The following is a 26227-nucleotide window of genomic DNA, read 5'->3' as shown; positions in this document are numbered from 1 at the left end:
GCTACGGGGATTACACAATAGTCCTGCCGGTCCCACCCTTCATATTAGCGAGTTTGCTCTGAAACATTACCGCCATCAGGCCCGCCCTGTTCTTAGCATCATCAGCCATTGGCCCGGCAAAGTGCGTATCAACCGTTTGGGTAAACAGCTCCAGCCAACGGTTAAAATGCTCGTCATTTATAGGCAACGGTGCATGTTTGGCAAAGGGATTGCCTCTGAAACCAGCAACGCCAAACAATGCAGCATTCCAGAAAGCGTACATTTTATCAAGGTGCGGCTGCCAGTCGTTTTTTATAACTTCGGCAAAAACAGGCCCCAATAAACCATCGAGGCGCACCCTGGTGTAAAATTCATCAACCAGTATTTTAATTGATGTTAGGTCTTCTATATCGTTCATTAGTTTGTTTATTTGTTGAAATACACGCTATTTAGCAGTAACCATCACAATTATTATTCCATTGAGCCTAACCACCTTGCCAGTATAAACCGGTCTAAGAATCGCGCGTAAAAAGACCATTTAGTGTATTTCAACCGGCTATTCGCGACAAGTTGCAGAGCCCAGACTTATGAAGTTTTTGAAATTTCGTAAGTCTTCTACTTTTCATATCACCTCAAAGTCCATCGGATTTCTTTGAGGTATTAACTTGGTTTTTATATAATATATTAATACCTTTTTATCCTTTAATTAACTACTTCAACATCCTCTTTTATTTAATTCATTAAAATTGGAATGCTTTGACCGCGCCTAACTTTTCGGGTGGGCGATTTATTTTTTCAGTACTACAATTCCCAGGTTCAGGTCTTCGTTGAACTGGCCTATGGTGATAGATTCAAGCATGTTTTGTAAACGGTTCCTTACATCTAAAAAATCATGATGCAAGGGACATGGATTTTTTGACGAACACTCTTTTAACCCTAAACCACAATCCCTGAATATGCCACCGCCATCAACCGCTTCTATTACATCTGATAGCGGGCGGGCCAGGCTTTGTGCATCAAGATAAAAACCGCCGTTGGGCCCTTTTACCGATTGAATAATACCTCTTCTACTTAAATCCTGAAGTATTTTAGCCAGGAAATGCTCGGGCGAATCAATGTTTACGGCTATTTCCTTTATGCCAACCCTACTGCCGTCGGCGGTGCGCTGGGCTATAAAAAATACCGCCCTTACCGCATACTCACATGTTTTTGAAAATATTCCCATTGCTTTATAAAGCAAAAGTAATTATTTAAATCAACAATAAAAGATATAAATATCTTTTATTGTTTCGTTTACTTAAACCTGACAGTTTATGCCATTAGTTTTATTGCTTCCGGGCTGGTGACGTTAAATTTATTTTGCTGGTTAAGCGGCAAGCTAAAAGAAAATACAGCACCTCCATCCTTTCCGTTTTCGGCCTTCACTGTACCGCCATGTTTTTGGATAATGCTTTTCACAATATACAAACCCAGGCCTTTGCTGTTTTTTTGCCTTATCGATTTTTGATTGCACTGGTAAAACTTCTGGAACAGCGCCTGGCTGCTTTCCTCATTAATCCCTACCCCCTCATCATGCACCGATACTTCAACATCATTTTCGTTACAGTCTATATTAATGTTAATGTGTGAGCATGGTGGCGAAAATTTGGCAGCGTTGGTTAAATAATTGATCAGCACCTGGATAATCTTGTATTTATCTCCCCTAACCAAAATGCTATCGGCAGTGGGATATTTACAAAAGCGGTGCCCGGGATAAAGGATCCTCATTTCACCAAGCACTGTATCAACCAGGTCGTTAATATCAAACAGGCTATAATTGAGCTGTGTTGATCTGTCCTCGCCGGTTGATGGTGATAAATATTCATCAATCAGTTTGGTCATCCCGTTAATGTGCTGATCAACCATGTTCAGCAACCTCACCGGTTGTTTATTGATGCTGAGTGCAAGATGGTTAATTAAAAACTGGGTATTGAGCTTTATAATAGTTAACGGCGCACGCAGTTCATGATTTACAATAGCCATGCTCAGGCATTCCTCGTTAACTTTCTGAGTAACATCTTCAATGGTACCAATCATTTGTTCGGCAGTACCCCACCTGCGTGAGTATAAAACACCTGTAAGCCGGATCCATTTTTCGGTACCGGATGGAGTTACAATTTGCACCTGCTTTTCAAATTTGGTACCATTAAAGGAGGCAACCTTAAACTCATGGATAAGTCCGCTCAACTGCCCGGGTTTAACCAGCCCAAAAAGTTGTTCGATATTTTCATCATATCCCTTTGATAGCTCAAGCATCTTGCGCATCCGCGGGCAAAAGGATACCCTATTTGACCGGAGCTGGATTTTCCAATTGCCTATGTATGCTGCTCCTATGGTATGTTCGGGCATTAGCCCCGCCCGGCTTTCCATATTTCTGATTTCCCTGTTCATTTGGATATGTTTTTCTTAAATTTTATTTTATTACTGATAGATTTAACCTGATTACATTATTAAATTTTGACCATAAGCTTAATGACATCCCTTTAATGTACACCCCGTAATCGCTCATTAATATGCCCTTCATGTCATGGTTAATTAACCGAATGGCATACACCAAACTACAATCATTATTCTTTCCCGATGATTTGCAGTGATAGGTTTCCAGGATATCAAAATCATCGGGCGAAATCAGTTCGTTGTATTGTAAGCACCTGATATATTCATTCTCAATTACAAAATCGTGATTAAAGCCCCGCTCCTGCAGATCAATAATGAGGTTAATCAATTGTTCATCATAGTGATGCATATTGTCATTCATTAAATAGGTGATGCCATCAATTCATTTTCAATAGTGTTTGCATTGGCCTTATAAAGCCATAAACCGCCTTGCAAAGTCATGTAAAAAAGCAGGAGCAATGCCTGTATTGCAATAAGCGGCACAGGTACGCTTATTGCCAAGCCGGTGACGCTGCCCGATAGCTGTAAAAACATATCGGCCGATATAAAACCAATGCTTATTTGCTTAAGCACGGGTTTGTCCGGCATAAGCATAATAACCAGCAAAGCAAATTTCAATGAACATATACTATAAAGCACGATTATGAAAAATCTGGCGGGCACCAGTTGTTCCATCAAACATGTGTTAAGCTTAATAAATAAACCTGTTGCTATAAACATCAACACACTTGTAAAGAAGGCAACTGCCAAACAAACAAACTTTTTCATAGCATGAGGGCTTTACACTTTTATCGCACAATTAATTAATGCTTAATTATTAACTGTTATTTAACAATGTAAAGTTCGGGCCGGAAATACCCGAAATCAATGTACTAATTATGGTTTCAGTAGTACAAATTACATATGACCCAAGACAAATAGGACGTTAATACTATATAGGATAGTATTCATTTTCGATATTCCCGAAATTCTTTTCGGCACGGAAAACCAGGGTTATTGACACGCCCTCGCTATTTTCCATTTTAAAATTCCCGCCAAGCTGCTTGCTCAGGGCCTTCATCATTTCCATACCCAATGACGACGCTTCTTTAATATCAAAACCTTGCGGCAGGCCAATACCATTATCGGCAATGCTCAACATGATATTATTATCATCAAGTGTACCAAGCGAGATGTTTATAAAGCCACGCTTGTGCGGAAAAGCATACTTAATAGCATTGGTAATAGCTTCATTGAGCATAAGGCCGACAGGTACGGCCTGGGCAACGTCTATTTTAACACGTTCAATTTGCTGTTCAAACCTGATTCCCCGTTCATGAGCGTCGTAACAATCGGCAAGATAATTAACCAGTTCGTTGATGTAAACAGCAATATCAATAAAGGCTACGTTTGAGCTGCTGTATAATTTTTGATGGATAAGCGCTATAGCCTGTACACGGTTCTGGCTTTCACGGATGGCAGCAAGTGCCGCGTTATTTTTTAAAAATGCCGATTGGGTGTTAAGCAGGCTCATCACTATTTGCAGGTTATTTTTTACCCGGTGATGCACCTCTTTCAGTAACCAGTCCTTTTCATCAAGCAAGCGGTTTTTATCCGCAGTTAAAAGCTGCAGCATTTGACTTTGCTCACTGATCTCCTTCTCCTTTAGCTGCAACCGTTTACTGTTTATTTGCTTTTGCCAATAACCAACATAAGCCCCCCCAAAAACGAAAAGCAACGCCACAATGCCGACAATTATAAGATCCCATCTCATAACAAACGCACTATTTTTTGCCCACAAAACAGCCTGGAAGATATGATCGTGACGCTGCGCCGGCGAGTTTGTGGATATCAAAAGCAAAATGCCCGTTAGTGTCAGCTTGCAATAAAACCGCGATAAGTTTTTATTGATATTCACTTGATATTATTTTTATGGTCAGCCTAAAACTAACAGGTTCTTGTTCGCTACACATAACTCCACACACATAAACCTGTACTCAAATTCAACTTATAAAAATAATATACTTCATAAAACCGGCCGATGTATTAAACATGGATTTTGATGTATAAATTACATATCGCATTTACCTGCCTGCAATAAAACCAATATTAATTTATATAATTAATACCCCGCGATATTATATATTATACTCCAACCTTAAGCCGCGTTCATGTCGGTATAAACGGTAAAATTGTTTTTCCTGATACCATTTAACAACCCGTTCTGTTGACAAGTGATTGCCGGCGAGTATGTGTTTAGTGACATAAAAAAGATGCGATATTTCGTTCCGTAAGTAGCAATATGATGATATTTCGTTAAGCTCCATCATTCAAAACACAATGCAAACAACTGACTATCAATAAAATAAAAACATCGGCACGAAATTAGAGAGAAGGCACATGCTTTACAAGCTTTAAACTTCGCAGCCATGAAACAATTTAACGATTTTGCACCGTTACATTTTGAGAAAGCATCTTATTACCTCCCTTTCAAAATCCATACTATCGAATGGATCAAAGAAAACGGCGTCGATCTTCCCAACAATTATTTCATGCTGATATGGATAGTTTCAGGCAACGGCTATTACAGGCTCAATTTGCAAAAGGAGGCGGTTAACACCAATCAGTTGCTGCTAATAAAACCCGGCCAGCTGCATGATCTTAAATTTAGCAATAGCCTGCATGGTTACGTAATATCGTTCACCGATTCGTTTTTGGATGTAGATGATTATGGCCGCGACCTTATATACAACCCTATCCATCAAATATTTAATCAAACACCAATCGTTACCATTAACAGCGAACTGGCCGATGATATGAATGATATTACCGAAATAATGATGAAAGAATATAGCCGGCACAATCTTTACCGTGCCGAAATATTAAAACGATATTTTAAGATCTTCCTCATCTATCTTTCACGCCAGTTGGAATCGATGGAACAAGCGCCGAAACAGTCGCGCAATACCTCCATATTACAAAACTTCATAAGCTTGCTCGATAAAAACTTCAGGGAGTATAAAATGGTGGCCGATTACGCCGACAGATTATCTGTAACCCCCAATTACCTTAACGAAGTGGTAAAAAAATTGACCGGACAATCGGCCGGCCATCACATCAGGCAAAGAGTTGCAGCCGAAGCTAAAAAACAAGCTATACACCCCGACAACTGCATGAAAAAAATAGCGTATGACCTGGGTTTTTGCGATATGGCCCATTTCAGTAAATTCTTTAAAAATGCTACCGGGATCAGCTTTTCTGATTTTAAGAAAAGGGGCACTGTATTGCAACCTGTTTTTTAATAAGCTATTCACAATCTTATTTAATCAACCTAATAACCAATTAATTAAATTTATCATCATGTCAGAAGAAGTACAATTAATCCCGGGCAACTCCTTAATCACAGCAACTCCACAGGAAGGCCGTGAACTTGCTATTAAAATGGCAAGGCTCATCATCAAAGTAACTCAGCCCGATGCCGAAATTCGTGGTAAGCTAAGAGGTGTTTACGCCGAAGACGCAGCGATGCTCATTGCCGTAGGGCAAACAGTGGCAACCGAATTTGCTACAATAGCTGCAGCTAATAATTACTGGCGATAGCGCAACAATGGCCGAGCTTTGCCAATTAATTTCATATTTTAAGCCCGGTAATACATCGTGCATACACAAGTAATTATTATCGGTGCCGGGCCAACCGGTTTAATGGCCGCCTGCCAGCTGGCCCGCTTTAACGTTGAGTTTATTATTATCGATACCAAGCCGGCACCTACCCATGAGTCGCGGGCTATGCTGGTTACGGCACGCAGCATGGAAATTTACCAGCAAATGGGCTTGGCTGATACTGTTTTTGAACAGGGACAGGTGATTGGCAAATTTGCAATTTACATGAATGGCCGGGAAAAAGCAGTACTTGAAACAGCCAACGCAGGCAACGGACTCACCGATTTCCCCAACCTGCAGGCATTTGAACAGTTTAAAAACGAGGAACTGCTTTACGAGCAATTAAAAGCTACAGGCCGTGACGTTTTGTGGCGAACCAGTTTGGTTAGTTTTGAACAGCATGATGATCACGTTGTGGCCAGTCTTTACGATAAAAGTGATCCGTTCAGGAAAATAAGTATTCAAGCCTCCTACTTGCTGGCTTGCGACGGTTCATCGAGCCCGGTAAGGCAGCAACTGGGATTAAGTTTTGAAGGAGGCACCTACCAAAATAAATTTTTTGTGGCCGATGTAAAGCTTAGCTGGCTGCAACCAGCAAACAAGCTCATTGCATCACTGTCGCATGTTAATTTCTGCGCCTTTTTCCCCATGTATGGCAACGGTAATTACCGCATTTTAGGTACCCTCCCCGAAGGTTTTGCAGGCAAAGAAAATGTTATTTTTGATGATCTTAAAGATGTGATCACGGCCAACATTAAGCTGTCGCTGAACATAGAAAAATTAAACTGGTTTTCAGTTTATAAACTACATCACCGCTGTGTTAACAGTTTCAGGATAAACCGATGTTTTTTATTGGGCGATGCCGCACATATTCATAGTCCCGCAGGTGGACAGGGCATGAATACCGGCTTGCAGGATGCACATAACCTGGCCTGGAAACTGGCCCTGGTGCTGCAGGGCGTTGCTGATGATAAACTTATTAATACCTATCATGACGAACGGTACCCTTTTGCCCAATGGCTCATGAAATTTACCGATAAAATATTTGCATTCATGACAAGCTGTAACTGGTTCTTATATCAATTACGCACCTACGTTATGCCCAATATTTTATGCCTCGTACTGTCAACCCAATGCATCTCAAAACGCATTTTCAGGATCTTGTCCCAAATTTGGTATTCGTACAGAAAAAGCCCGCTTTCCCTGCAGTTTATTAAACAGAAGCTAAAATTTAGTGCCGGCGACAGGTGCCCCTACGTTATGACCACTAACGAAGGCAAACTACAAAGCATCTATCATTTGCTCCTGGAACCCAAATTTCACCTGTTATGTATTGGCAGCATTGGGTACGACGGCCTAATTCCTGATCACTTAATAAATTATATCAAAGTAGTTAATTTACCCCTTAATGAAAGCTGGCAAAAATTAGGGGTACAATCAGGTTTATACCTGTTAATACGGCCCGACAATTATATAGGCCTGCTTAGCGATGAAATAAGCCCAGGTTTGATAAGCGGTTATTTTGATACCTTCAAAGGTAAATGAATACTAAAAGACCTTAACAAACACTAAGCTTCATCATATATAAAATCAATGCTCCAGCGATAAGTAGCTATACTTGCCAGTAATAAACTACCCGCGCTATCGGCCCAAACCGAATAGTTAAAAGGAGCCTTGATTCCTGAAAATATGGTCATGCAAAGGGCAAAAGTAAGCGTAAGGGCAAAACTTGCATAAGCCGCCGTACGAGTCTTAAAACCTACAATAAACATGATGGCTATTGAAACCTCGGCCACTGTTGCTAAAAAACCCATGACACCTGCCATCCACCGGCTCAAATATGGCATCAACGTATTGGTATAAACCACAAAATTATCCCAACTACCCCAGCTTACTGAATTTTGCCCTGCCGGCCCCATGAAACCCAAGCGATCTGCCACGGGCAGCAAAAAACCAATCGCTAAAGCAAAGCGCAAATAAAGTTGTGCTATTTGAAGTGTATTTTTCATCTATCAACATTTATGCACCTAAAATACAGGTTTAAAATCCTGCTTAAAAACGCAAAATCCATGTTTACACAAATAAGATAAAAGTGTCATCTTTTTGTTGAGAGGCATGCAGGCTATCATTTATCCAGAATTTCTACAGAATGTGAGGGTAGTATCGCATCACTCACATGTCTGCCATAAGTATTGTTAAAAGGACCGCTGCCTACGTTACCTCCTTAATGGAAGAAAACCTTCCGGCAACTATGTATTTTCATAATTTGGAACATACACAAAGGGTGGTAAACGCCGCCATTGAAATTGCCGGGCACAATAAATTAAAAAGACAGGAATTAACTATCTTAACAGTGGCCGCCTGGTTTCATGACACCGGCTACCTTTACCATTACAAGGGACATGAAGATACCAGCATGGTTATTGCCGGTACTTTTTTAATGCAGCACCATTACAATAATGATTTTATACAACAGGTATGGGATTGTATTGAAGCTACAAAAGTACCGCAATCGCCCCAAAATCTTATCCAGCAAATTATTTGCGATGCCGATATGCACCACCTGGCATCTGTAAACTACCTGGATTTTGCCCATGATTTAAAACAGGAATGGGAAGTACATCTGGATAAGCAATATAGCGACAAAGAATGGCATACCCTTAATTTAAGCCTGTTACAACAACACCAATATTTTACAGAATACGGTAAAACGGTATTGCAAGCCATGAAGAAGAAAAACATTGAACTGATGAAGTTTCAGGGTTAATGTTTCTTTACAGTTTCTTTTCGTACACGGCTTAAGGTTTCGGGGGTAATGCCTAAGTAAGATGCAATCATCGCCTGTGGCACCCTTAGCGAGAGATCGGGATATTTCTGCACAAAATCAAGATATTTTTGCTCGGCAGTAAAGGCAATGGCCGAGTGAATGCGGTTTTGACTGGTGATGAAACTTTTGTTCAGAATGGCATTAACCATATCGTTAAAAGCCTGTATATCACGGCAAAGCCTGTCGAAGTTTGTTTTGGTAATCAGTATCAGTTCTGTATCCTCAATAGCATCAATATTATTTTTAGAAGGCTCGCCGGTAAGCAGACTGGCACGGTCGCCTGTCCACCAGTTTTCTTTAGCAAAGCTTACTATGTTTTCGCGGCCATTTTCATCAACGCTGTAAAATCGAACCAAGCCTTTGGTTATAAAAGCGTTATACTTCCAAACATCGCCTTCCTGCAATAAATACTGCTTTTTACGGAGTTTTTTAAAAATACAAACTGCTTCAATTTTAGCATAGTCGGCTTCGGTGAGTGTTGCTTTCTGGCCAATGTACTCTTTAAATTGCTCAAACATATAAAAGCAAATATCTCCTTTATCCGGGGATATTTGCTTTTGTTCGGGTAATCTTTTTATAATTAGGTTATGCGGTGTATTTGCTTAACCATTTTGTTTTGATAGCGGCGCGGGCATCAATAAATTCCTGGTCGGTACCCTGCGCTACGGCATCAAGTGGATAACGCAACGGGCGGGTACCCTTTTCCATTTCAACCAGCCTCAATATACCATCGGCAATAGTTTGAGGGTCCATGTTAAACTCGGCCATTTTGCTGAAAAGCGCTGTGCCCATGGCGTTAAATTGCTGTGCTGAGGTCTCGCCGTATTCGGCCACAACTTCCGGTTTATCGGCATGGATGCCTGTTTTGCTGCCATTATTCATTTCGGTTGGATAAACGCCCGGCTGGATACTAACGCTCTCGATGTTGAACTGCGCAAGCTCATCCTTTAAACCTTCGGTAATACTTTCTACCCCAAATTTGGAAGCAAGATAAGGAATCATGAACGGCAGGGTATGACCACTTGCACCCGATGTAATGTTGACGATAAGGCCATTTTTAGCTTTACGCATCCCCGGCAAAACCGCAAAGATGGTGCGCAGGGTTCCATAAAAATTCACTTCAAACATCTGCCTGATCTGATCGAGCGAGTAAGCTTCCAGTACGCCAAAGCCTGAAACTGCGGCATTGTTCACCAACACATCAATATGGCCGTATTTGGTTAATGTATATTCAAAAGCAGCTTTAACTGAATTATCATCAGTAATATCTACCTCAACTACTTCAACATTTGGCAAGGCTGAAAGCTCTTTGGCTACAGTTTCATTTTTGCCATTTATTCCGCGCATACCTGCTATTACGGTATGGCCTGCATTTGCAAGGGTTATAGTGGTTAATTTACCAAATCCTGTACTTGTTCCGGTTATAAAAATTGTTTTTGACATTTTGTATCGTTCTTTTGTTGATACAAATCTACCGCGATGCTATAACCTGTACATTGACATTTGATAAGAAGGAAATTGACATTTGTCAAGAAGATGGAGCAGAGATTTAAATCAATGTCATTTCTCCTCGTTCCTCGTCGAAATCTTATACGTCCTGCTACAAACTATACAGACAGCTTGTATAAGTTCTCCTTCGCTCCGGCACACATTCCGAGCCTTCTGCTCTATCGAAATCACGACGCCGGTTATTCCCGAATGCTATTTCGTTCCTGAAGGTACAACCAAAGGCTGTCCATCTTTCAGTGGCACACCAAAATTGGGCGAGCCATCTTTATTCCATGTAAATTTTTGCGCGCGTGGCGAACGTTTATTACCGCAGCCTTCGTTAGGGTTTGAGTTGGCATGGTACAGGATCCAGTCCTCCCTTCCATCTGGCGATTTAAAGAATGAGTTATGACCGGGCGCGTAAACGCTGCTTTCAGGAGATTGCTTAAATACCGGCTCCTCTGTTTTGATCCATGAGTTAGGGTTCAACAGATCACTATTTTTAGAAGCGGTAAGCATGCCCAATGCATAAAAGTCAGTCCAGCAGCCGCTGGCCGAATAGATCAGGAATAACTTATCTTTATGTTTCAAAATTTCCGGTCCTTCATTTACGCTTACATGTGCCGGGTTACCGGCATCATGCAGATCGCCATTGGTTTCCCATTGATAAGCCGGGCTCGATATTTTCACGCGTTCGCTGCCGATGGTCATTGCGTCTTTCATTTTAGCAATGTAAATATTCTGTTGACCGTTATGGTCTCCTTCCCAGCCCGACCAGATCATATACCAACTACCGTTATTTTCAAATACCGAAGCGTCAATAGCCCATTTATCGGTGCTATCTGCTATTTTTCCTTTAAACTCCCAGGTACCTTCCATTGGGTCGGCCGAGCTATTTTCCAGTACATATATGCGATGGTTATTGTTATCGCCATTATCCGCGGCAAAATATACATACCATTTGCCATTTATAAAATGGAGTTCGGGCGCCCATATGTCTTTGGAATAAGCTGTACCAGGCGGCGGCGCCCAAACAGCTTTCTTAGGTGCAGTGCTCAGCTTGGTAATATCTTTTGTTTTCCAGATAACAATATTGCCCCCTGTTGAATTGGTATAGTAGTAAAACCCGTTTTTACAGATCACCCAGGGATCGGCGCCTGATGGCAGCAACGGGTTGGTAAAAGTTTTATTGCCGGTATTTTGTGCAATTGCCGTGCTGGAAAATAAAAGCAGCAGCAAACAGGCAGTGAACATTTTTTTCATAGAGCTGAAAGGTTTTAGCGTAGTTTATAATGCGCTAAAAATCTGTAAAAGTTTTCACAAAAACAACAAATGTTAAGCATACATTTATTACCAATCAGGTATTTAATATTAAGCTTTTACCGGTTGAGAGGAACTGCGGATAAAAACCCGGGTAGGCAATACGGTAGTTTCAAACTCTGTAACAGGCCGCTTGCTCTCGATAATGCTGATCAGCATTTCGGTTGCCTTTTTTCCCATTTCAAAACCGGGCTGATAAACAGCACTTAGCGGCGGGTTTAAAACTTCGGCCAGTTGGGTATTGGTGAAGCCGAGCAAAGCGATATCAGCAGGAATCCGGAAGCCTAATTTATGAAGAAGGGACAAGGTCGTAGTCGTGATCCTGTCGGAGGCTGTAAAAATAGCATCGGGCTTACTTTCAGAAAACAATTCACTTAGCGCGTTTTCGATCTCGGCAAGGTCTTTACCACCATGCGGGCAGTACTTGATCAATTTTTCATCAGGTATTATACCATGTTGTTCAAGTGCGCCTTTGTATCCCCTCAAGCGTTCGGCTGTGATAGATACATTTACCGAACTGGTGATATGCGCTATTTTGCGATATCCCGCATCAATTAACTGGGTTGTAGCATCGTAGGCGCCGGCAAAATTATCAGCTACTACTTTATGGGTATCAATTTCATCGCTTACCCTATCAAAGAAAACTATCGGTAATCCTTTTTTATGAAGCTCTTTAAGATGATCAATATTGTTGGTTTCGGTTGAGAGGGAGATCAGCAAACCATCAATGGAGCGAAAAGTCAGGTGACGTACATTTTGCATTTCAAGCTCATACGATTCATGGGTTTGTGTAATAAACACATTATATCCCTTACTGTGTGCTACTGATTCGATGCCATTGATCACCTGCGAAAAAAACTGGTTCTCAATAGTTGAAACTACAATGCCGATAGATTTGCTGTTGCCCCGTTTAAGGCTTTGGGCATTAAGATTGGGCTGATAGTTGAGCCTTTTAGCACACTCCAGTACAAGCGCCTTGGTTTTTTCGCCAATTTCATGACTGTCTTTAAGCGCCTTGGAAACCGCTGACGGTGAGATCCCTAACTCTTTAGCAATATCCTTTATGGTAACTCCGCCAAAATTCATTTCGCCCCCTTGCTTATGATCCTAAAATTAACAATCCAATTATATAAAGGAGAGTAAACATAAGAAAAATAAGTCCTGCACAGTATAAGGATGTATTATGCCATGTAACATTATGCTGACATCCACGAATTTAAATTCATATATGTGCTATTTATCCCCCGGGCTCGGGCGTGTTGAATCTCCTGTCTTAATCTCTTAAAAATCCATCTATCTTCATATTCCATTCCTGTTGGTAGTATTGGTTTGTACCGTGACTGGTTTCGTTATCATACTGATCTTGTAGCTGGTTCATTTCACGGTACGAGTCAAGGTATTGTACATTAATATAGCCATCATAGTTATCAACCGGGAGTTTCATAGTCATAAGGGCCCTCTTAAAATGCCGGGCTATTACCGCTACAATATCAAAATGCCGCTGCTCATGATTTAGAGCATAGTCTGTACGTCCTTCCGGCTTTACCCAGGCGGCACTTTTAGGCAAAAACACGCGCATGCTTATCTTCACTACCACTATCGACTTTACTACTTCTACCTGTTCTGTGTAACCAAAACTTGGCTGCACTTCGGCAACATACTTTTCGCCCCGGGCTTTATCCTGAAAGTCATTCCAGGTTAAAGGCCGCTTGGCCGAGTAGTAGATGGTATCGCCTTCCGGTTGTTCAGAATAATCGGTAAAGATTAATTTTACTCCTTTAGCCAATTTAATATTAGTGTCGGCTTCACGATTCATCCATCTGTTAAAATACATCAGGCCAGCTTCAAGGGCCCGGCTCAACAGCACCCCGGTATCATATTGTTGCCCTGCACCGCGATAGTATGTTGTAGCTGCCGGGTAATCAATCAAATGCACATTGTTCTCAGCTTTTTTCAATTCAAACCACAATTGTATGTCCAGCCGGCCTTCTATCCTGCCATCGGCCATTGCCGTTTCAGTAAGCTTTAACTTCTTAATGCGGATGACCACCGGGCGTAACATCTTATTAACAGGGATAGCATAATCAGCAAATTGTTTAACAGCTGTTGCTGCCCCTCCCTGTAAATCAACTTTATACTTTACTGCAGGCAAATTACCTGTGGCCGAAAATAACCAGGCAACAGCACTCCGGTCGGGCCGTTCATCAGTAACGCTTGCGATATAAAATTCGTTCGGCTTTTCATTTAACTGCCTGTTTGTTAAAACAATTTCGGCATTTGTTTTTTGTGCTTTTGAATTTAACGGACAAAACACCAACATGTACAAAATAACCGGTAACCACAATCCGCCTCTGTTAAGAACGCTACTCATAATTGGTAAAAATAATGGATGGGGCACGTCGCCCCCGGGGGTATTATAATGCTCAAAATACAAATAAATTGCACTGTTTAACGTGTAATTATTACTTTTGATTATCCATAGCCGGTACCACGGCAGTACTCAACAATTTTAAAGTTTTCCACATGGATATTATCTTAAGTATTACCTTCGTTAAAAGAAGTGTTATCCACAATTGTTAATTTCTAATGTGAAAAGCCTCTTTTTGGTTTAGCTATTTTCGCACTATCGTTAGTATGCGCTTTATGATCAAAACAAGATACATCACCCTGCTCATTCCCGTATTTTTATTTTCAGCTGCACGAGCCCAGCAAAATCCTTCCACTCAAATTTACCGCACTTATCACGCGGCTATTGATTTGATGGACAAAGGAAAATTTGCTTCGGCGGCCGAACAATTTCGCCTGGTTGAAGCTTACAAAATTAAAACAAGCACCCAGCCACAGTTTGAAACTGAGCTATCGCTCACTAAAGAAAACTGCCAGTATTATGAAGCATTCTGCGCCCTTAACCTGGGCAATGATGATGCCGAAAGCATGTTTCTCCGTTTTATAAAAGAACACCCTGAAAATCCGCTTACCAAACAGGCTTTTTTCCAGATTGGTAAATCGTATTTTAAACAAGGTAAATATGAAGACGCTATCCGCTGGTTTAACAAGGTTGAGGCAGGCGAGCTTAACGGCCATGACAATACCGAGTATAAATTTCGTAAGGGTTACGCCTATTTTGAGTTAAAGGATTACAAAAATGCCCAACTGCTTTTTGGCGAGGTTAAAAACAAAAGGTCGGAATTTACTGAGGATGCTACTTATTACTTTGCTTATATAGCTTATTTAAACAAGGACTATCACCTGGCACTGGTAAATTTTGAAAAGCTTAAAAACTCAAAAAAATACGAAAACAGCTACCCTTACTACATCTCGGCAGTTTACTTTTTAGATAAGCGTTACGATGATGTGCTTAACTACGCTGTGCCTATTGTAAATAAAACCCATCAGCAAAACGAAACGGAAATGCTGCGCATCATCGCTGCATCGTACTTTGCTAAAGCCGATTATGACAACGCGGTTAAGTACTATGGCCGTTTTGAAGACCGGGATCAGGGCCGTACCCAAAACACGCAGGACAGCTACCAGATGGGTTATACCTATTATAAGGTAGGCAACTATGCCAAAGCTGCCAGCGAACTGGAAAAATTGGTTGAACAGCACGATGTTTACAGCCAAAGCGGTAACTATACCCTGGGCGATGTGTTCCTGAAAATGAACAATAAACAGAGTGCCCGTAACGCTTTCCTCAATGCCTCCAAGCTTGATTATGATAAGCAATTACAAGAGGATGCCCTTTATGAGTACGCCAAACTATCATACGAGCTCGACTTTAACCTGCAGGCTTTAGGCGCTACAAGGTTATACCTGGCTACATACCCACGTTCAAAACGTATTGACGAGGTTAAGGTATTATTGGGTGAAGAATTACTAAACTCACGCAGCTATAAAGAAGCTGTGGAGATCCTGGAGCCCATCCCTAATAAAAGCCAGAGTGCACGTTTAGCTTATCAAAAAGTTACTTACTACCGGGGATTGGAATTTTATAACGAGCGTGCATTTGAGAATGCGATTGGTATCTTCCTGCGTTCGCTGAAAGATCCGGTTGATAGCAAAACTGAAGCCTTAACTACTTACTGGATGGCAGAGGCCATGTTCGAGGTTCGTAAATACGGCGAATCGGTAGAGAATTTCGAGAAATTCCTGAGCATGCCTGAAGCTAAGGAAACTGATGTTTCTAACTACGCCAACTATGCTTTGGCTTACGCGGCCTTTGGCGACGAGCAGTACAAAAAAGCAGCCAATTACTTCGAGAAGTTTTTACAAGGCGATGTAAAAGACGCCAACACCCAGAATGATGCCATCACCCGCCTTGCCGATAGCTATTTTGTGATGAAGAGTTACGGCAGTGCGATGACCTACTATAACCGCATCATAGCCATGCACAATCAGGGCGAAGATTATGCGTTGTTTCAACGTGGTATGATCCAGGGTTTACAGGGTTCATTGGATACCAAGATCAGTACATTGAATGATGTACTGAACAAATTCCCTAACTCTGATTATGCAGATGACGCTTCATTCGAGATAGCTTATACCTACTTCCTGAAAACAGACGGTGATAAAGCCAAAGCCGATCTGCAGGCCATGATCCAGAAATATCCGCGCAGCAGCTATGTGCCACGCGCACTGGTTACTATCGGTTTGATTGATTACAACGCGGGCAACGATGACCTTGCTATTGAATCATTCAAAAAAGTAGTACAGGATTACTCGTCAACCGATGAGGCCAAACAATCTTTAAAACAGATCGAAAAGATCTACACTGATAAAGGTGACGCCCAAACATTTATTAACTATGCAGGCACCACCCCTATCGGTAATTATACCACCTCCGATCAGGAAAGCATCATGATCACCGCAGCCAACAACCTTTACCTTAAAGGCGACTGGCAGGGTACTGTAAGCGCGGTAAACGCTTACTTCGATAAGTTTCCAAGCAAACAGATCTACGAAAAACAGGCACGCTTTATTCGCGCGCAGGGATTGGCCAATTTAGGTCGTACAGAAGAGGCTGTTGTTGATTATAACGTGATCCTGAACGACTGGACCAGCGCCTACAGCGAAAAGGCATTGATCAGCATGGCTAAATTATACATGCAGCAAAAGAAATATAACGAAGCTGTAGTGTTCCTTAAAAGGCTCGAAACCAATTCAGAATATAAAGCCGATTATACATTCGCCATTACTAACCTGATGTACTGCTATTCGGAAATGCAAATGACCGATGATGCCATTAAATACGCCGAGCTGGTTAAAACAAATGATAAAACATCGCAGGAAGATAAATTTAAAACCGGCTTGTACGAAGGTAAGGCTTATCTTTCAACCGGCGATACTACCCTGGCTGTTAAACAGTTCACCTATACTGCAACCAACACTAAAACCGTTGCCGCTGCCGAAGCCCGTTACAACCTTGCACTCATTGAGTATGAAAAAGGCCGTTATAAAACAGCACAAAAAATGTGTTTTGACCTGGCCAAGGAAATGCCAAACTATGATTACTGGGTAGCCAAAACATACATTTTGTTATCTGACACCTATGTAGGCTTAAAAGATACCTTCCAGGCCAAGGCAACCCTGCAAAGTATCATTGATAACTATAAAGCCGATGACGACATATTACCTACTGCTAAAGAGAAGCTGGATAAACTGAGCGGCCGCAAAACCAAAGCCCCTGCCGCAGGCACCAAAGAAACTGCCCAGCCCGATACAACTAACAAACAGTAACAAAGAGTAATATAAAAAAAGACAAGCAATGAACTCAAGATACACATATACGCTGCTTACCTTAATAATAGCATTATACTTTGTTCCTGCCCAGGCACAAACAAAGAAATCTACCAAAAAAGCAACAGTAAAAACTGCAACTAAAAAGCCTGCCGCTAAACCGGCACCCAAAAAGACCGCGCCAAAACCTATAGCTAAAAAAGCTACAGACAGCAAAAGCTTAGGCGATGCTGCTGCAAAAACAGCGCAGGATACAACTAAGAAGGGAGGCGGCAATAATCCCAACAACGCTGCCAATGGCGGTAGCTTATCAGAAGAAATTGTAGTGACCACTGCCTACAAACCAGTGCTGGCCGATGCGGTAAAGATCCGTCGTAACCCTGATTTGGAAGATAAAGTGCCGTTTAAAGCACCTTTAACCTATGCCCCGCTCGATAAACGCCAGGAGCAAAACTCCGAGATCAGGCAGCTTGACCCAATGAAAAGGCCGGCAGAACAGGATTCTGTTTTAACCAACAATTATGCTAAAGTTGGTTTTGGCAACCTGAAAACCATTTATGGCGAAGGCTATTTTGCCAACGGTCGTGATGAGGCTTTACAATTTGGCGGTTTCATTAAACATTTGTCGCAATCTGGCTCACTGCAAAAACAAACCCAAAGCCGTGATGACGTTGGCGTATTTGGCAAAAGTATCATTGGCGATAACAATATCTCAGGCCGTATCAACTACAATCGTTTAGGTACCTATTTTTACGGTTACAACCAGGATGCTCCCGACAACAATTTTGTACCGACAAAACAGCACTTCAATACCATAAGCGGCGAGGTTGAACTGGCAAAGAATTACAAAGACGTTGAAAACGACTTTACCTATGCTGTAAAGTTAAAAGGATACGCATTTAGCAATGCTTACCAGGCACGTGAAAACAATGTAGTTATTTCAGGCTTTCTAAATCAAACTGTTAAGCAGTTTTATGCAGGCTTAAGCGGATCGTTGGATCTGGCCAGCCAGAAAGACAGCCTTTACAGTCTTGGTAATAACATTGCACGTGTCAACCCTTATATTAAATTTCAGGGCGATAACTATAAAATAGATGCAGGCGTTAACATCGTAAAAGAGTTTGGCGATTTTGGTAAGTTTTACATTTTCCCAGCCGCTAAATTGGAGGTACAGGTAATCCCTAAATATGTACGCCTTTTTGTTGAAGCTAAGGGCGATGTAAACCGCTCTTCACTGCACGATTTTGCCATGATCAATCCCTTCATCGGCCAAAACATCAACATCAAAAACTCAGTTGATCAACTGGATATCAGTGCCGGTTTAAAAGGCACCCTGGCCCCCGGCTTAAGCTTCAAAGCTTCCGTGTACCGCAACAGCATTAAAAACATGCCTTTAATGGTGAGTAACTTCAACGCTGAAGGCAACAAATTCACTGTTATTTATGATGATGGCAAAGCCCGCGTAAACGGCTTTAATGGCGAGCTGGATTTTAAAGCAACAGACGATTTTAACATTTTCGGCCGCGTTGAAATAAAAGACTATCAAATGGCTAAAGAAAGTGAGCCATGGAATTTGCCTAAATTTTTATTAACTGCAGGTACTGCTATACATATCGACAGCAAATTGACCGTTACAGGTTCGTTGCTTATCCGCGGCTCAACAACCGACAGGTTATTGGTATTGGCACCAACTTCTACCCCGGGAAGCCCGGTTTACAACCAGATTAAACAGCCTATTAAGGGCTTTGGCGACCTGAGCGGCAGTGTAGAATACAGGATAAACAGCAGGTTTTCGGTATTTGCGCAGGCTAATAATATCCTGAGCAGTTCGTATCAAAATTGGTTATACTACCCTAACTACGGATTTAATATCTTTGGCGGGGTAGGGTACTCGTTTTAAGCCCTGTTTGATGTTTTAAAATTAACCGTATTTTTACCGGATGGATATAGCCAATTATTTAAGCGAACTACTCGGCCGGTACACCGAAATAAGTGTACCTGGCTTGGGCTGCTTTTCGCGCCTGCGCGTAAATGGCTATTATGATGATGTACAGGCAACTTTTTATCCGCCCGGTCATAAGCTGCATTTTGATCAGGAGGCTAAAGACGATGAGATCCTGACACGCCATATCGCCGAAAAGAAAAAAATCTCGCTGGCATCATCCAAATATTTCACCGAAAAATACATCAACAGCCTTAAGCAGGAGCTGGTGCTGCATGAAGTACCTTTTGCCCAATTAGGCTGGTTTTATATGCAGGAAGGCAAAATTGCTTTCAGACCGCAGGAACAGGCACCGGGCAGCGATCCTTTGTTTTTTGGCCTTACTCCGGTAACCATTAACAAGGTTAACTACGTGCCCCCGCCGCCACCGCCGCCGCCTTTGCCTACGGCTATATCTCTACAGCAAACCTATACACCGCCGCCTGCAAACGCAACCCTTGTTGAGCAGCCTGAGTATATTGATGATGAACCCGAAGTTAAGCGGGGTATCAGCATTTGGGTTATAATAGCAATTGCAGTGGTTATACTTGCCGCAGCAGCTTTTGGCGTATATAAATATAACCCCGCACTATTACATCTTAACAATGACAGCCCTAAAGAACAACCAAAGGTTGAAAAGCCCAAAGCTGCTCCCATAATTAAGCCGGATAGGATCCAAAAGGATTCCACTCCAACTGTTGCTGATACGGCAAAGGCAATTTCTAAACCTGTTGAAGCGTTAAATAATCCGGCAGCCAAAACAGATACCGTAGCACAGCCGGAGTTTGCGATATTTTTAGGATCGTTTAAAACGATAACCAAAAGCAATGAGGCGGTTAAAGATTATAAAAGCAGGGGGATTGATGCCCGTCTGCTGAAAGGCCCCGGAACCGGTCCGCGGATCAAGATCATAATTGGAGGGTTTTCCTCATCCGAGGAAGCAGAAGCCGTGAGAAAAAAACTCATATCACAAGGAAAAATAACTAAAGACACATACTCAAAACAAATTACTGATTCCACGAAATGACTTTATTATTAATTCAGCAAATTACAGATACCGCCAAACACCTGGCAGATACCGCAAACCACGCCGTAACAACCGCAGCACTGCCAACTGAAGAACTTCGCTTTGGCGACCTGCTGATCAAGGGTGGCTGGGTAATGATCCCGATAGGTATTTTAGCTGTACTGGGGCTGGTAATATTTTTTGAACGTTACTTTACTATCCGTAAAGCATCTCGTGATGAATCAAACCTGATGGTACAGGTACGTTCAAGTATCCACTCGGGCAATTTGGAATCGGCCATTGCTATTTGCCGTAACAATAACACGCCGCTTGGGCGCATGCTGCAAAAAGGTTTATTGCGCATTGGTCGCCCTATAAAAGATATCGAAGGGGCTATTGAAAACGTTGGTAAGCTGGAAGTATCCAAACTGGAAAAAAATATTGGAATTTTAGGTATCGTAGCCGGTATAGCGCCGATGTTTGGTTTCCTGGGTACCATTGCCGGTGTAATCAAGATCTTTTATGATATCTCAAAAACCGATAACATCAGCATGGGTGTAATCTCTGGCGGTTTATATGTAAAAATGGTAACATCAGCCGCAGGTTTGTTTGTGGGTATCGTAGCTTACGTGTGCTATCATATTTTGAATATGATGGTTGATAAGGTGATCCTGAAGCTGGAAACCGATGCCATTGAATTTATTGACCTGTTAGAGGAGCCGAGCAAATGAATTTAAGAAAACGACACAGGGGCGCATCGGCAGAAGTACATACATCGGCAATGAACGATATTATGTTTTTCCTGCTGCTGTTTTTCCTCATAGCCTCAACAGTTACCAACCCTAACGTTATTAAGCTGGTGTTGCCTAAATCATCAACAGGGCAGTCGGTATCTAAAAAAACCATAACCGTTTCAGTAACCAAAGACCTGAAGTACTACGTAGATAAAAAAGAGATCCCGGTGGATGCTTTGCAAACTACACTGGCGGGTTACAAAACCCTGGCTACCGAACTTACTATAGTTTTGTATGTTGACAAAACTGTAGCCATACAGGATGTGGTACAGGTGATGGACGTGGCACAAAAGTTGAACATTAAACTGGTTTTGGCGACAGAACCTAAGGGATAACAGTGGCAGTTGCAGTTTAAAGTTTATAGTAGATTATTGCAGTAAGTTACTGTAATCGTTTAAACAAACTGCCACTTTTTTTAGTAGTAGTTGTTCTTTAAGTAGCAGTTGCAGTTTTTAGCGGCAGTTTTAACAGATTACTGATAACAATAAAAAAGTGCTACTCGCTGCTGCCACTGCAACTAAGAAAATACTGCTAATTAAAAAATTGCACTAATTATAAAAATGGAGTACAGGGAAGAAAATAACTATCCGAAAGCATTTATAGCAACAGGCATTATTATGGCTGTGCTGATAGCGGCATGTTATTTTATAGTATTCAAAAATCCGCCGGTTGAAGAGAACGGAACAGGCGGCATATTGGTAAACTACGGTACGGTTGATGAAGGTATGGGCGATGATTACATGAGCACCGAAGAACCTTCTGTTGCCGAAAAAGCCAATCACACCAAACCGGACAAGGTTACCGAAAGTAAACCCACCGAAGAAAAACCAACGCCCGAAAGCAGCGAAAAAACGGTAGTTACCCAAAATAACGAGGATGCCCCAGAAGTGGCCGCGCCTACTAAAAAACCAAGTCAAAATGTTGCCCCTACTCCTCCGGTAAAAACACCGCCGGCAAAACCTACCGTTAACCAAAATGCTTTGTACAAAGGCAAAGCATCAACCGGTACCGGTGAAGGCGATGGCATAGGCAAAACTCCGGGCAATCAGGGTAAAACCACAGGCACAACGCTCACCAATAACTATAACGGAACAGGATCCGGCAATGGCGGTAGCCTGAATATGGCACAGCGTAACTTTGTGAGCCGACCCTCTGTAAGTGACGACAACCGTCAAAGCGGTAAAATTGTAGTTGATATCAGGGTTGATAAAGACGGCAACGTTACTTATGCCCGTGCCGGCGCCCGTGGTACTACGATATCAGATGCAGGCTTGCTTCAAAAATGCGAAGATGCTGTAAAAAATTCCAAACTCAACCCGCTTGATAATGCCCCCGATCAGCAACAGGGTACCGTTGTTTTTGTGTTTAAGGTAAATTAATTCGGGAAAAGCGAATGGATCATAGTTCATGGTTCATAGCGATGTCGAAATAATATTACATTTACCCGTTGTCTTTTAGTAAGCTTCAGTACTATTTTTGCCTCGTAAAGTAGTGGTTCAAACCATGAACCATGAACCATGAACCATGAACCATGAACTACGAACAAACCCTACAATATCTCTATACCCAGCTTCCCATGTTTACACGGGACGGGGCTTCGGCATTTAAGAAAGACCTTACCAATACGCTCGAGCTTTGCAGGCGGTTGGATAATCCGCAGCATAAATTTAGAAGTGTGCACGTAGGCGGCACTAATGGCAAAGGATCAACATCGCACATGCTGGCCGCCATTTTACAAACTGCCGGTTACAAAACAGGGCTCTATACCTCACCCCATCTCAAAGATTTTCGCGAGCGGATCCGCATTAACGGACAAATGATCAGCGAGCAAACTGTAGTTGACTTTGTTGAAGATCACAGGGCCGATTTTGATGAAATAGCCCCTTCCTTTTTTGAGATGACCGTTGCTCTTGCCTTTGATGTTTTCGCCAAAGAAAAGGTGGATATTGCCGTTATCGAGGTAGGTTTGGGCGGTCGGCTGGATTCAACGAATGTGATCACTCCGCTGCTCTCGGTAATTACCAATATAGGTTGGGATCACATGAACATGCTTGGCGATACCCTGCAACTTATAGCCGGCGAAAAGGCAGGCATCATCAAACCGGGCATCCCGGTGATCATTGGTGAACAACAATCGGAGTTATCAAACGTGTTTATCGATAAAGCTACGCAAACTAACAGCAGCATTCGGTTTTCATCAGAACAGTGGGTTGTTGAAAAAGTGAAAGGTGAAAGGCAAAAGGCGAAAGGTGATGCCGAATTATTGGAACTGCGCATCCAAAGTAAGGACTTTGAATTTAAGGGTTACGACTTAGCACTTGATCTCCCCGGTACCTATCAGCTTAAAAATGTAAAAACCGTTTTATCTGCCGTTGATGGATTACGCGAGCAGGGTTTCGTAATTACCGGTGAGCATCTCAAAACAGCCTTAAGGCAGGTCAAAAACCTCACCGGTTTGCATGGCCGCTGGGAAACCTTAAGTAAAAATCCCCTTACTATTTGCGACACCGGGCATAACCCAGATGGCATAGAGGAAGTATTGAAAAATATCGCATCTGTTAAATACAATCATCTGCACATGGTTATCGGGATGGTAAATGATAAAGACACCGGCAAAGTGTTATCGCTGCTGCCTAAAGATGCTACTTATTATTTCTGCAAACCAGACATTCCAAGAGGCCTGGACGCTGAAAGCATGAAAGCACAGGCGGGGGCTCATGGTTTAATTGGTGAAGCCTACCTTTCTGTAAAAGAGGCATTGTTATCGGCACAAAAAAATGCAGCTAATGATGATCTTGTTTTTGTAGGCGGCAGCACTTTTGTGGTGGCTGAAGTTGTCTGAATCAGAATTTACAGAATTTTAGGATTTTCAAAATTTTGATATAGGAATTGGCAAGGTTTTCTGCTAATTCAAATCCTGTAAAATCTGGGCTTGAAGTAAAACATGCTGTTAATTCTTAAATCCTGTAAATTCTGATTAAGACAGTTTCTTCCAAACCACCTCTCCCATTACCGCTCCTCCGGTAGTTGGCGCAGGTACAGTGTACTTAAAAATATCGCCCGAAATTGTAAAGGGGCGTTTTTGCTGTGTGCCCTCCCAGTTTGGGAACGATGCATGTTCGATATTGAAAATGATATTATTCCCTTCAACTTTATAGGTACCGTAATGAGCATTACATCCTTTTATCGCGGCTCTGTTCTCATCATCGGTACCCTTAGCTTTATCACCCGATGCAAATTTTAGCCGGCCTTCACTGTAGATCTGTAAAGCGTAATGCCCCATAGCGTCAACTATAAGGGTCCCCTTCGGCGAATCCCCGTAAAGATGGGTGCGGCTGCCGTCGGCGGCAATATTATCAACTGTTACCAATTCATAGGTTCCGGTCAAATTATGACCAGAGGGTTTGTTCTGTGCCAATGCTGCACACGTAGTGAACAATATTAGAATGAAAAGCAATTTATATTTCATGCAGCAAAGTTATATTTGCTATATTCCATTAACAATAAGGCACAAAAAAGTAGCCTGATTACTAAAAAGTTACCATGCTGTAAATCAGTTATATTATTTTTAATTGATGGATAAAAAATCAAAACACGAGGCTCCAAGATGCGGTATCGACTACGCTTTTCAGCGGATAGGCGGCAAATATAAAGGTCGCATCCTGTGGCGTTTACGCAATGGCACCATGCGTTATGGCGAGTTACGGCGCACTGTAACAGGAGTAACCTCTAAAATGCTTACCCAGGCCCTGCGTGAGCTGGAAGATGATTGCCTCATCGTTCGGCAGGTGCATGTTGAAGTACCTCCAAAGGTTGAATATACCCTTACCAATACAGGCCGGGAATTACTTCCTTTTTTACAGTTACTCCGCGATTGGGCCAAACATCAGATGCAGGTTAATGATATAGTAGCCATGCCATAATTTAATTTCAGTAAAGTCAAAAATACCTTTATTAATCTACCTAAAGTTCTATTTTTACGGCCCGATCCTCACCTAAAAATATGACATATATAGCATCTGCTGATAGGTATCAAACAATGCAATATCGCCGCTGTGGCAACAGTGGCATCAAACTTCCGGCTATTTCATTAGGCCTTTGGCACAATTTCGGTCACGTTGATGTTGCTGATAATTACCGTAAGATATTGCATCTCGCTTTCGACAGCGGCATCACCCATTTTGACCTGGCCAACAACTATGGCCCGCCTCCCGGCTCGGCCGAAGAGAATTTTGGAAAGATCCTGAAAGAAGATTTCCGCGATTACCGCGACGAACTTATTATATCGAGCAAAGCTGGTTACACCATGTGGCCGGGCCCGTATGGTGACTGGGGCTCGAAGAAATACCTGGTAGCCAGTCTTGATCAAAGCCTTAAACGCATGGGGCTTGATTACGTGGATATCTTTTACCACCATCGCCCCGATCCAAACACGCCGCTTGAGGAAACCATGGCTGCGTTGGATCTCATTGTTCGCCAGGGAAAAGCTTTGTATGTTGGTGTTTCCAACTATCCGGCAGAGCTGGCTTCAAAAGCTATTAAGATGTTGAAAGAACTGGGCACACCATGTCTCATTCATCAGCCCAAATATTCCATGTTCGAACGATGGGTTGAAGGCGGTCTGCTGAATGTTTTAGGTAACGAAGGCGTAGGCTGTATTCCTTTTTCACCACTGGCGCAAGGCTTATTGACGGATAAATACCTTCATGGCATCCCCGAAGATTCAAGGGCTGCGCGACCAACAGGTTTCCTTCAAAAAAGTCACATCACCGACGAACGCCTGAACCAGATCAGGGATTTAAACAGTTTGGCAATACAACGGGGACAGTCGCTGGCCCAAATGGCACTGGCCTGGATCCTGAAAGATGAGCGCGTAACCTCTGTATTGATAGGCGCGAGTAGGCCCGAACAATTATCCGATTCACTAAAAGCTTTGGATAACCTCGGGTTTTCGGCAGAGGAGTTAGCAAGGATAGAAGAAATTTTGGCCCCCTAACCCCCTAAAGGGGGAACTATGGTGG

The 26227-nt window shown here is 42.3% G+C and carries 26 protein-coding genes; 13 read left to right on the top strand and 13 right to left on the bottom strand.

Translation table 11 applies throughout. The annotated features are described in order from the left end of the window. Positions 1–10 precede the first annotated feature (10 nt). From IEX80_RS12415 to IEX80_RS12390, 6 genes are all read right to left on the bottom strand, one after another. Positions 11–397, bottom strand: coding sequence for a group III truncated hemoglobin (locus IEX80_RS12415; RefSeq protein WP_176623258.1), 387 nt, complete (start codon positions 395–397; stop codon positions 11–13). Positions 398–766: 369 nt separating this feature from the next. Further along, entirely contained in the window at positions 767–1204 is a 438-nt protein-coding gene (locus IEX80_RS12410) for an RrF2 family transcriptional regulator (RefSeq protein WP_090523487.1), read from the bottom strand. 86 nt (positions 1205–1290) lie between these two features. Further along, positions 1291–2409, bottom strand: a complete 1119-nt coding sequence (locus IEX80_RS12405; protein WP_176623256.1) for a PAS domain-containing sensor histidine kinase — start codon at positions 2407–2409, stop codon at positions 1291–1293. 22 nt (positions 2410–2431) lie between these two features. Beyond that, a complete protein-coding gene (locus tag IEX80_RS12400; RefSeq protein WP_188833077.1) occupies positions 2432–2776 on the bottom strand; it encodes a hypothetical protein in 345 nt (114 codons plus the stop codon). Next, positions 2776–3183 (bottom strand): hypothetical protein, encoded by a 408-nt coding sequence (locus tag IEX80_RS12395; protein ID WP_188833076.1) that lies wholly within the window; start codon positions 3181–3183, stop codon positions 2776–2778. Before IEX80_RS12395 ends, IEX80_RS12400 begins: the two co-directional genes overlap by 1 nt. Before the next feature lie 163 nt (positions 3184–3346). After that, complete coding sequence (locus IEX80_RS12390) at positions 3347–4168, bottom strand: sensor histidine kinase (RefSeq protein WP_176623250.1); 822 nt, start codon at positions 4166–4168, stop codon at positions 3347–3349. Between the two features lie 655 nt (positions 4169–4823). Between IEX80_RS12390 and IEX80_RS12385 the strand changes: the two genes are divergently transcribed. Genes IEX80_RS12385 through IEX80_RS12375 form a run of 3 tightly spaced genes read left to right on the top strand, consistent with a single transcriptional unit; the run spans position 4824 to position 7599 of the window. Next, positions 4824–5696: an AraC family transcriptional regulator gene (locus IEX80_RS12385; RefSeq protein ID WP_188833075.1), complete on the top strand. Its 873-nt coding sequence runs from the start codon at positions 4824–4826 to the stop codon at positions 5694–5696. A 58-nt stretch (positions 5697–5754) separates the two neighbouring features. Beyond that, positions 5755–5994, top strand: a complete 240-nt coding sequence (locus IEX80_RS12380; RefSeq protein WP_176623248.1) for a hexameric tyrosine-coordinated heme protein — start codon at positions 5755–5757, stop codon at positions 5992–5994. Between the two features lie 57 nt (positions 5995–6051). Further along, positions 6052–7599 (top strand): FAD-dependent monooxygenase, encoded by a 1548-nt coding sequence (locus IEX80_RS12375; RefSeq protein ID WP_188833074.1) that lies wholly within the window; start codon positions 6052–6054, stop codon positions 7597–7599. A gap of 23 nt (positions 7600–7622) precedes the next feature. Here the strand turns inward: IEX80_RS12375 and IEX80_RS12370 are convergent, their stop codons facing one another. Next, entirely contained in the window at positions 7623–8063 is a 441-nt protein-coding gene (locus IEX80_RS12370) for a hypothetical protein (protein WP_090523456.1), read from the bottom strand. A gap of 167 nt (positions 8064–8230) precedes the next feature. Between IEX80_RS12370 and IEX80_RS12365 the strand changes: the two genes are divergently transcribed. Continuing rightward, a complete protein-coding gene (locus tag IEX80_RS12365; RefSeq protein WP_188833073.1) occupies positions 8231–8821 on the top strand; it encodes an HD domain-containing protein in 591 nt (196 codons plus the stop codon). Here IEX80_RS12365 and IEX80_RS12360 read toward each other — a convergent pair. From IEX80_RS12360 to IEX80_RS12340, 5 genes are all read right to left on the bottom strand, one after another. Further along, on the bottom strand, positions 8818–9399 hold the full coding sequence (locus IEX80_RS12360; RefSeq protein WP_188833072.1) for a Crp/Fnr family transcriptional regulator: 582 nt from the start codon (positions 9397–9399) through the stop codon (positions 8818–8820). The genes IEX80_RS12365 and IEX80_RS12360 overlap by 4 nt on opposite strands. A gap of 67 nt (positions 9400–9466) precedes the next feature. Then, a complete protein-coding gene (locus IEX80_RS12355; protein ID WP_188833071.1) occupies positions 9467–10324 on the bottom strand; it encodes an SDR family oxidoreductase in 858 nt (285 codons plus the stop codon). Positions 10325–10582: 258 nt separating this feature from the next. Next, the gene (locus IEX80_RS12350; protein WP_188833070.1) at positions 10583–11632 is read right to left on the bottom strand and encodes a glycoside hydrolase family 43 protein; all 1050 of its coding nucleotides are present in this window, start codon (positions 11630–11632) and stop codon (positions 10583–10585) included. Positions 11633–11740: 108 nt separating this feature from the next. Next, a complete protein-coding gene (locus IEX80_RS12345; protein WP_176623234.1) occupies positions 11741–12775 on the bottom strand; it encodes a LacI family DNA-binding transcriptional regulator in 1035 nt (344 codons plus the stop codon). A 187-nt stretch (positions 12776–12962) separates the two neighbouring features. Beyond that, positions 12963–14060 (bottom strand): DUF922 domain-containing protein, encoded by a 1098-nt coding sequence (locus IEX80_RS12340; RefSeq protein ID WP_188833069.1) that lies wholly within the window; start codon positions 14058–14060, stop codon positions 12963–12965. Between the two features lie 272 nt (positions 14061–14332). Between IEX80_RS12340 and IEX80_RS12335 the strand changes: the two genes are divergently transcribed. The 7 genes from IEX80_RS12335 to IEX80_RS12305 all read left to right on the top strand — a co-directional run bounded on the left by IEX80_RS12335 (position 14333) and on the right by IEX80_RS12305 (position 24048). Next, entirely contained in the window at positions 14333–17425 is a 3093-nt protein-coding gene (locus IEX80_RS12335) for a tetratricopeptide repeat protein (RefSeq protein ID WP_188833068.1), read from the top strand. Positions 17426–17453: 28 nt separating this feature from the next. Continuing rightward, positions 17454–19325, top strand: a complete 1872-nt coding sequence (locus tag IEX80_RS12330) for a porin family protein (RefSeq protein ID WP_188833067.1) — start codon at positions 17454–17456, stop codon at positions 19323–19325. Between the two features lie 40 nt (positions 19326–19365). Next, complete coding sequence (locus IEX80_RS12325; RefSeq protein WP_188833066.1) at positions 19366–20433, top strand: HU domain-containing protein; 1068 nt, start codon at positions 19366–19368, stop codon at positions 20431–20433. Continuing rightward, positions 20430–21143, top strand: a complete 714-nt coding sequence (locus IEX80_RS12320; RefSeq protein WP_090523416.1) for a MotA/TolQ/ExbB proton channel family protein — start codon at positions 20430–20432, stop codon at positions 21141–21143. Before IEX80_RS12325 ends, IEX80_RS12320 begins: the two co-directional genes overlap by 4 nt. Beyond that, positions 21140–21541, top strand: a complete 402-nt coding sequence (locus tag IEX80_RS12315) for an ExbD/TolR family protein (protein ID WP_090523411.1) — start codon at positions 21140–21142, stop codon at positions 21539–21541. Before IEX80_RS12320 ends, IEX80_RS12315 begins: the two co-directional genes overlap by 4 nt. Before the next feature lie 225 nt (positions 21542–21766). Then, positions 21767–22585, top strand: a complete 819-nt coding sequence (locus IEX80_RS12310) for an energy transducer TonB (protein ID WP_188833065.1) — start codon at positions 21767–21769, stop codon at positions 22583–22585. Between the two features lie 152 nt (positions 22586–22737). Continuing rightward, positions 22738–24048, top strand: coding sequence for a bifunctional folylpolyglutamate synthase/dihydrofolate synthase (locus tag IEX80_RS12305; RefSeq protein ID WP_188833064.1), 1311 nt, complete (start codon positions 22738–22740; stop codon positions 24046–24048). Positions 24049–24183: 135 nt separating this feature from the next. Here the strand turns inward: IEX80_RS12305 and IEX80_RS12300 are convergent, their stop codons facing one another. Then, positions 24184–24675, bottom strand: a complete 492-nt coding sequence (locus IEX80_RS12300; protein ID WP_091163108.1) for a lipocalin-like domain-containing protein — start codon at positions 24673–24675, stop codon at positions 24184–24186. Positions 24676–24781: 106 nt separating this feature from the next. Here IEX80_RS12300 and IEX80_RS12295 point away from each other — a divergent pair, with 106 nt between their 5' ends. Then, entirely contained in the window at positions 24782–25129 is a 348-nt protein-coding gene (locus tag IEX80_RS12295; protein WP_091163107.1) for a winged helix-turn-helix transcriptional regulator, read from the top strand. Positions 25130–25209: 80 nt separating this feature from the next. After that, positions 25210–26202 (top strand): L-glyceraldehyde 3-phosphate reductase, encoded by a 993-nt coding sequence (gene mgrA, locus IEX80_RS12290; RefSeq protein WP_188833063.1) that lies wholly within the window; start codon positions 25210–25212, stop codon positions 26200–26202. Positions 26203–26227: the final 25 nt, after the last annotated feature.

The organism is Mucilaginibacter rubeus (assembly GCF_014643835.1).
GTDB classification, from domain to species: Bacteria; Bacteroidota; Bacteroidia; order Sphingobacteriales; family Sphingobacteriaceae; genus Mucilaginibacter; species Mucilaginibacter rubeus.
The sequence above is the reverse complement of the archived record's forward strand: the minus strand, read 5'-3'. Positions and strand labels throughout refer to the sequence as shown.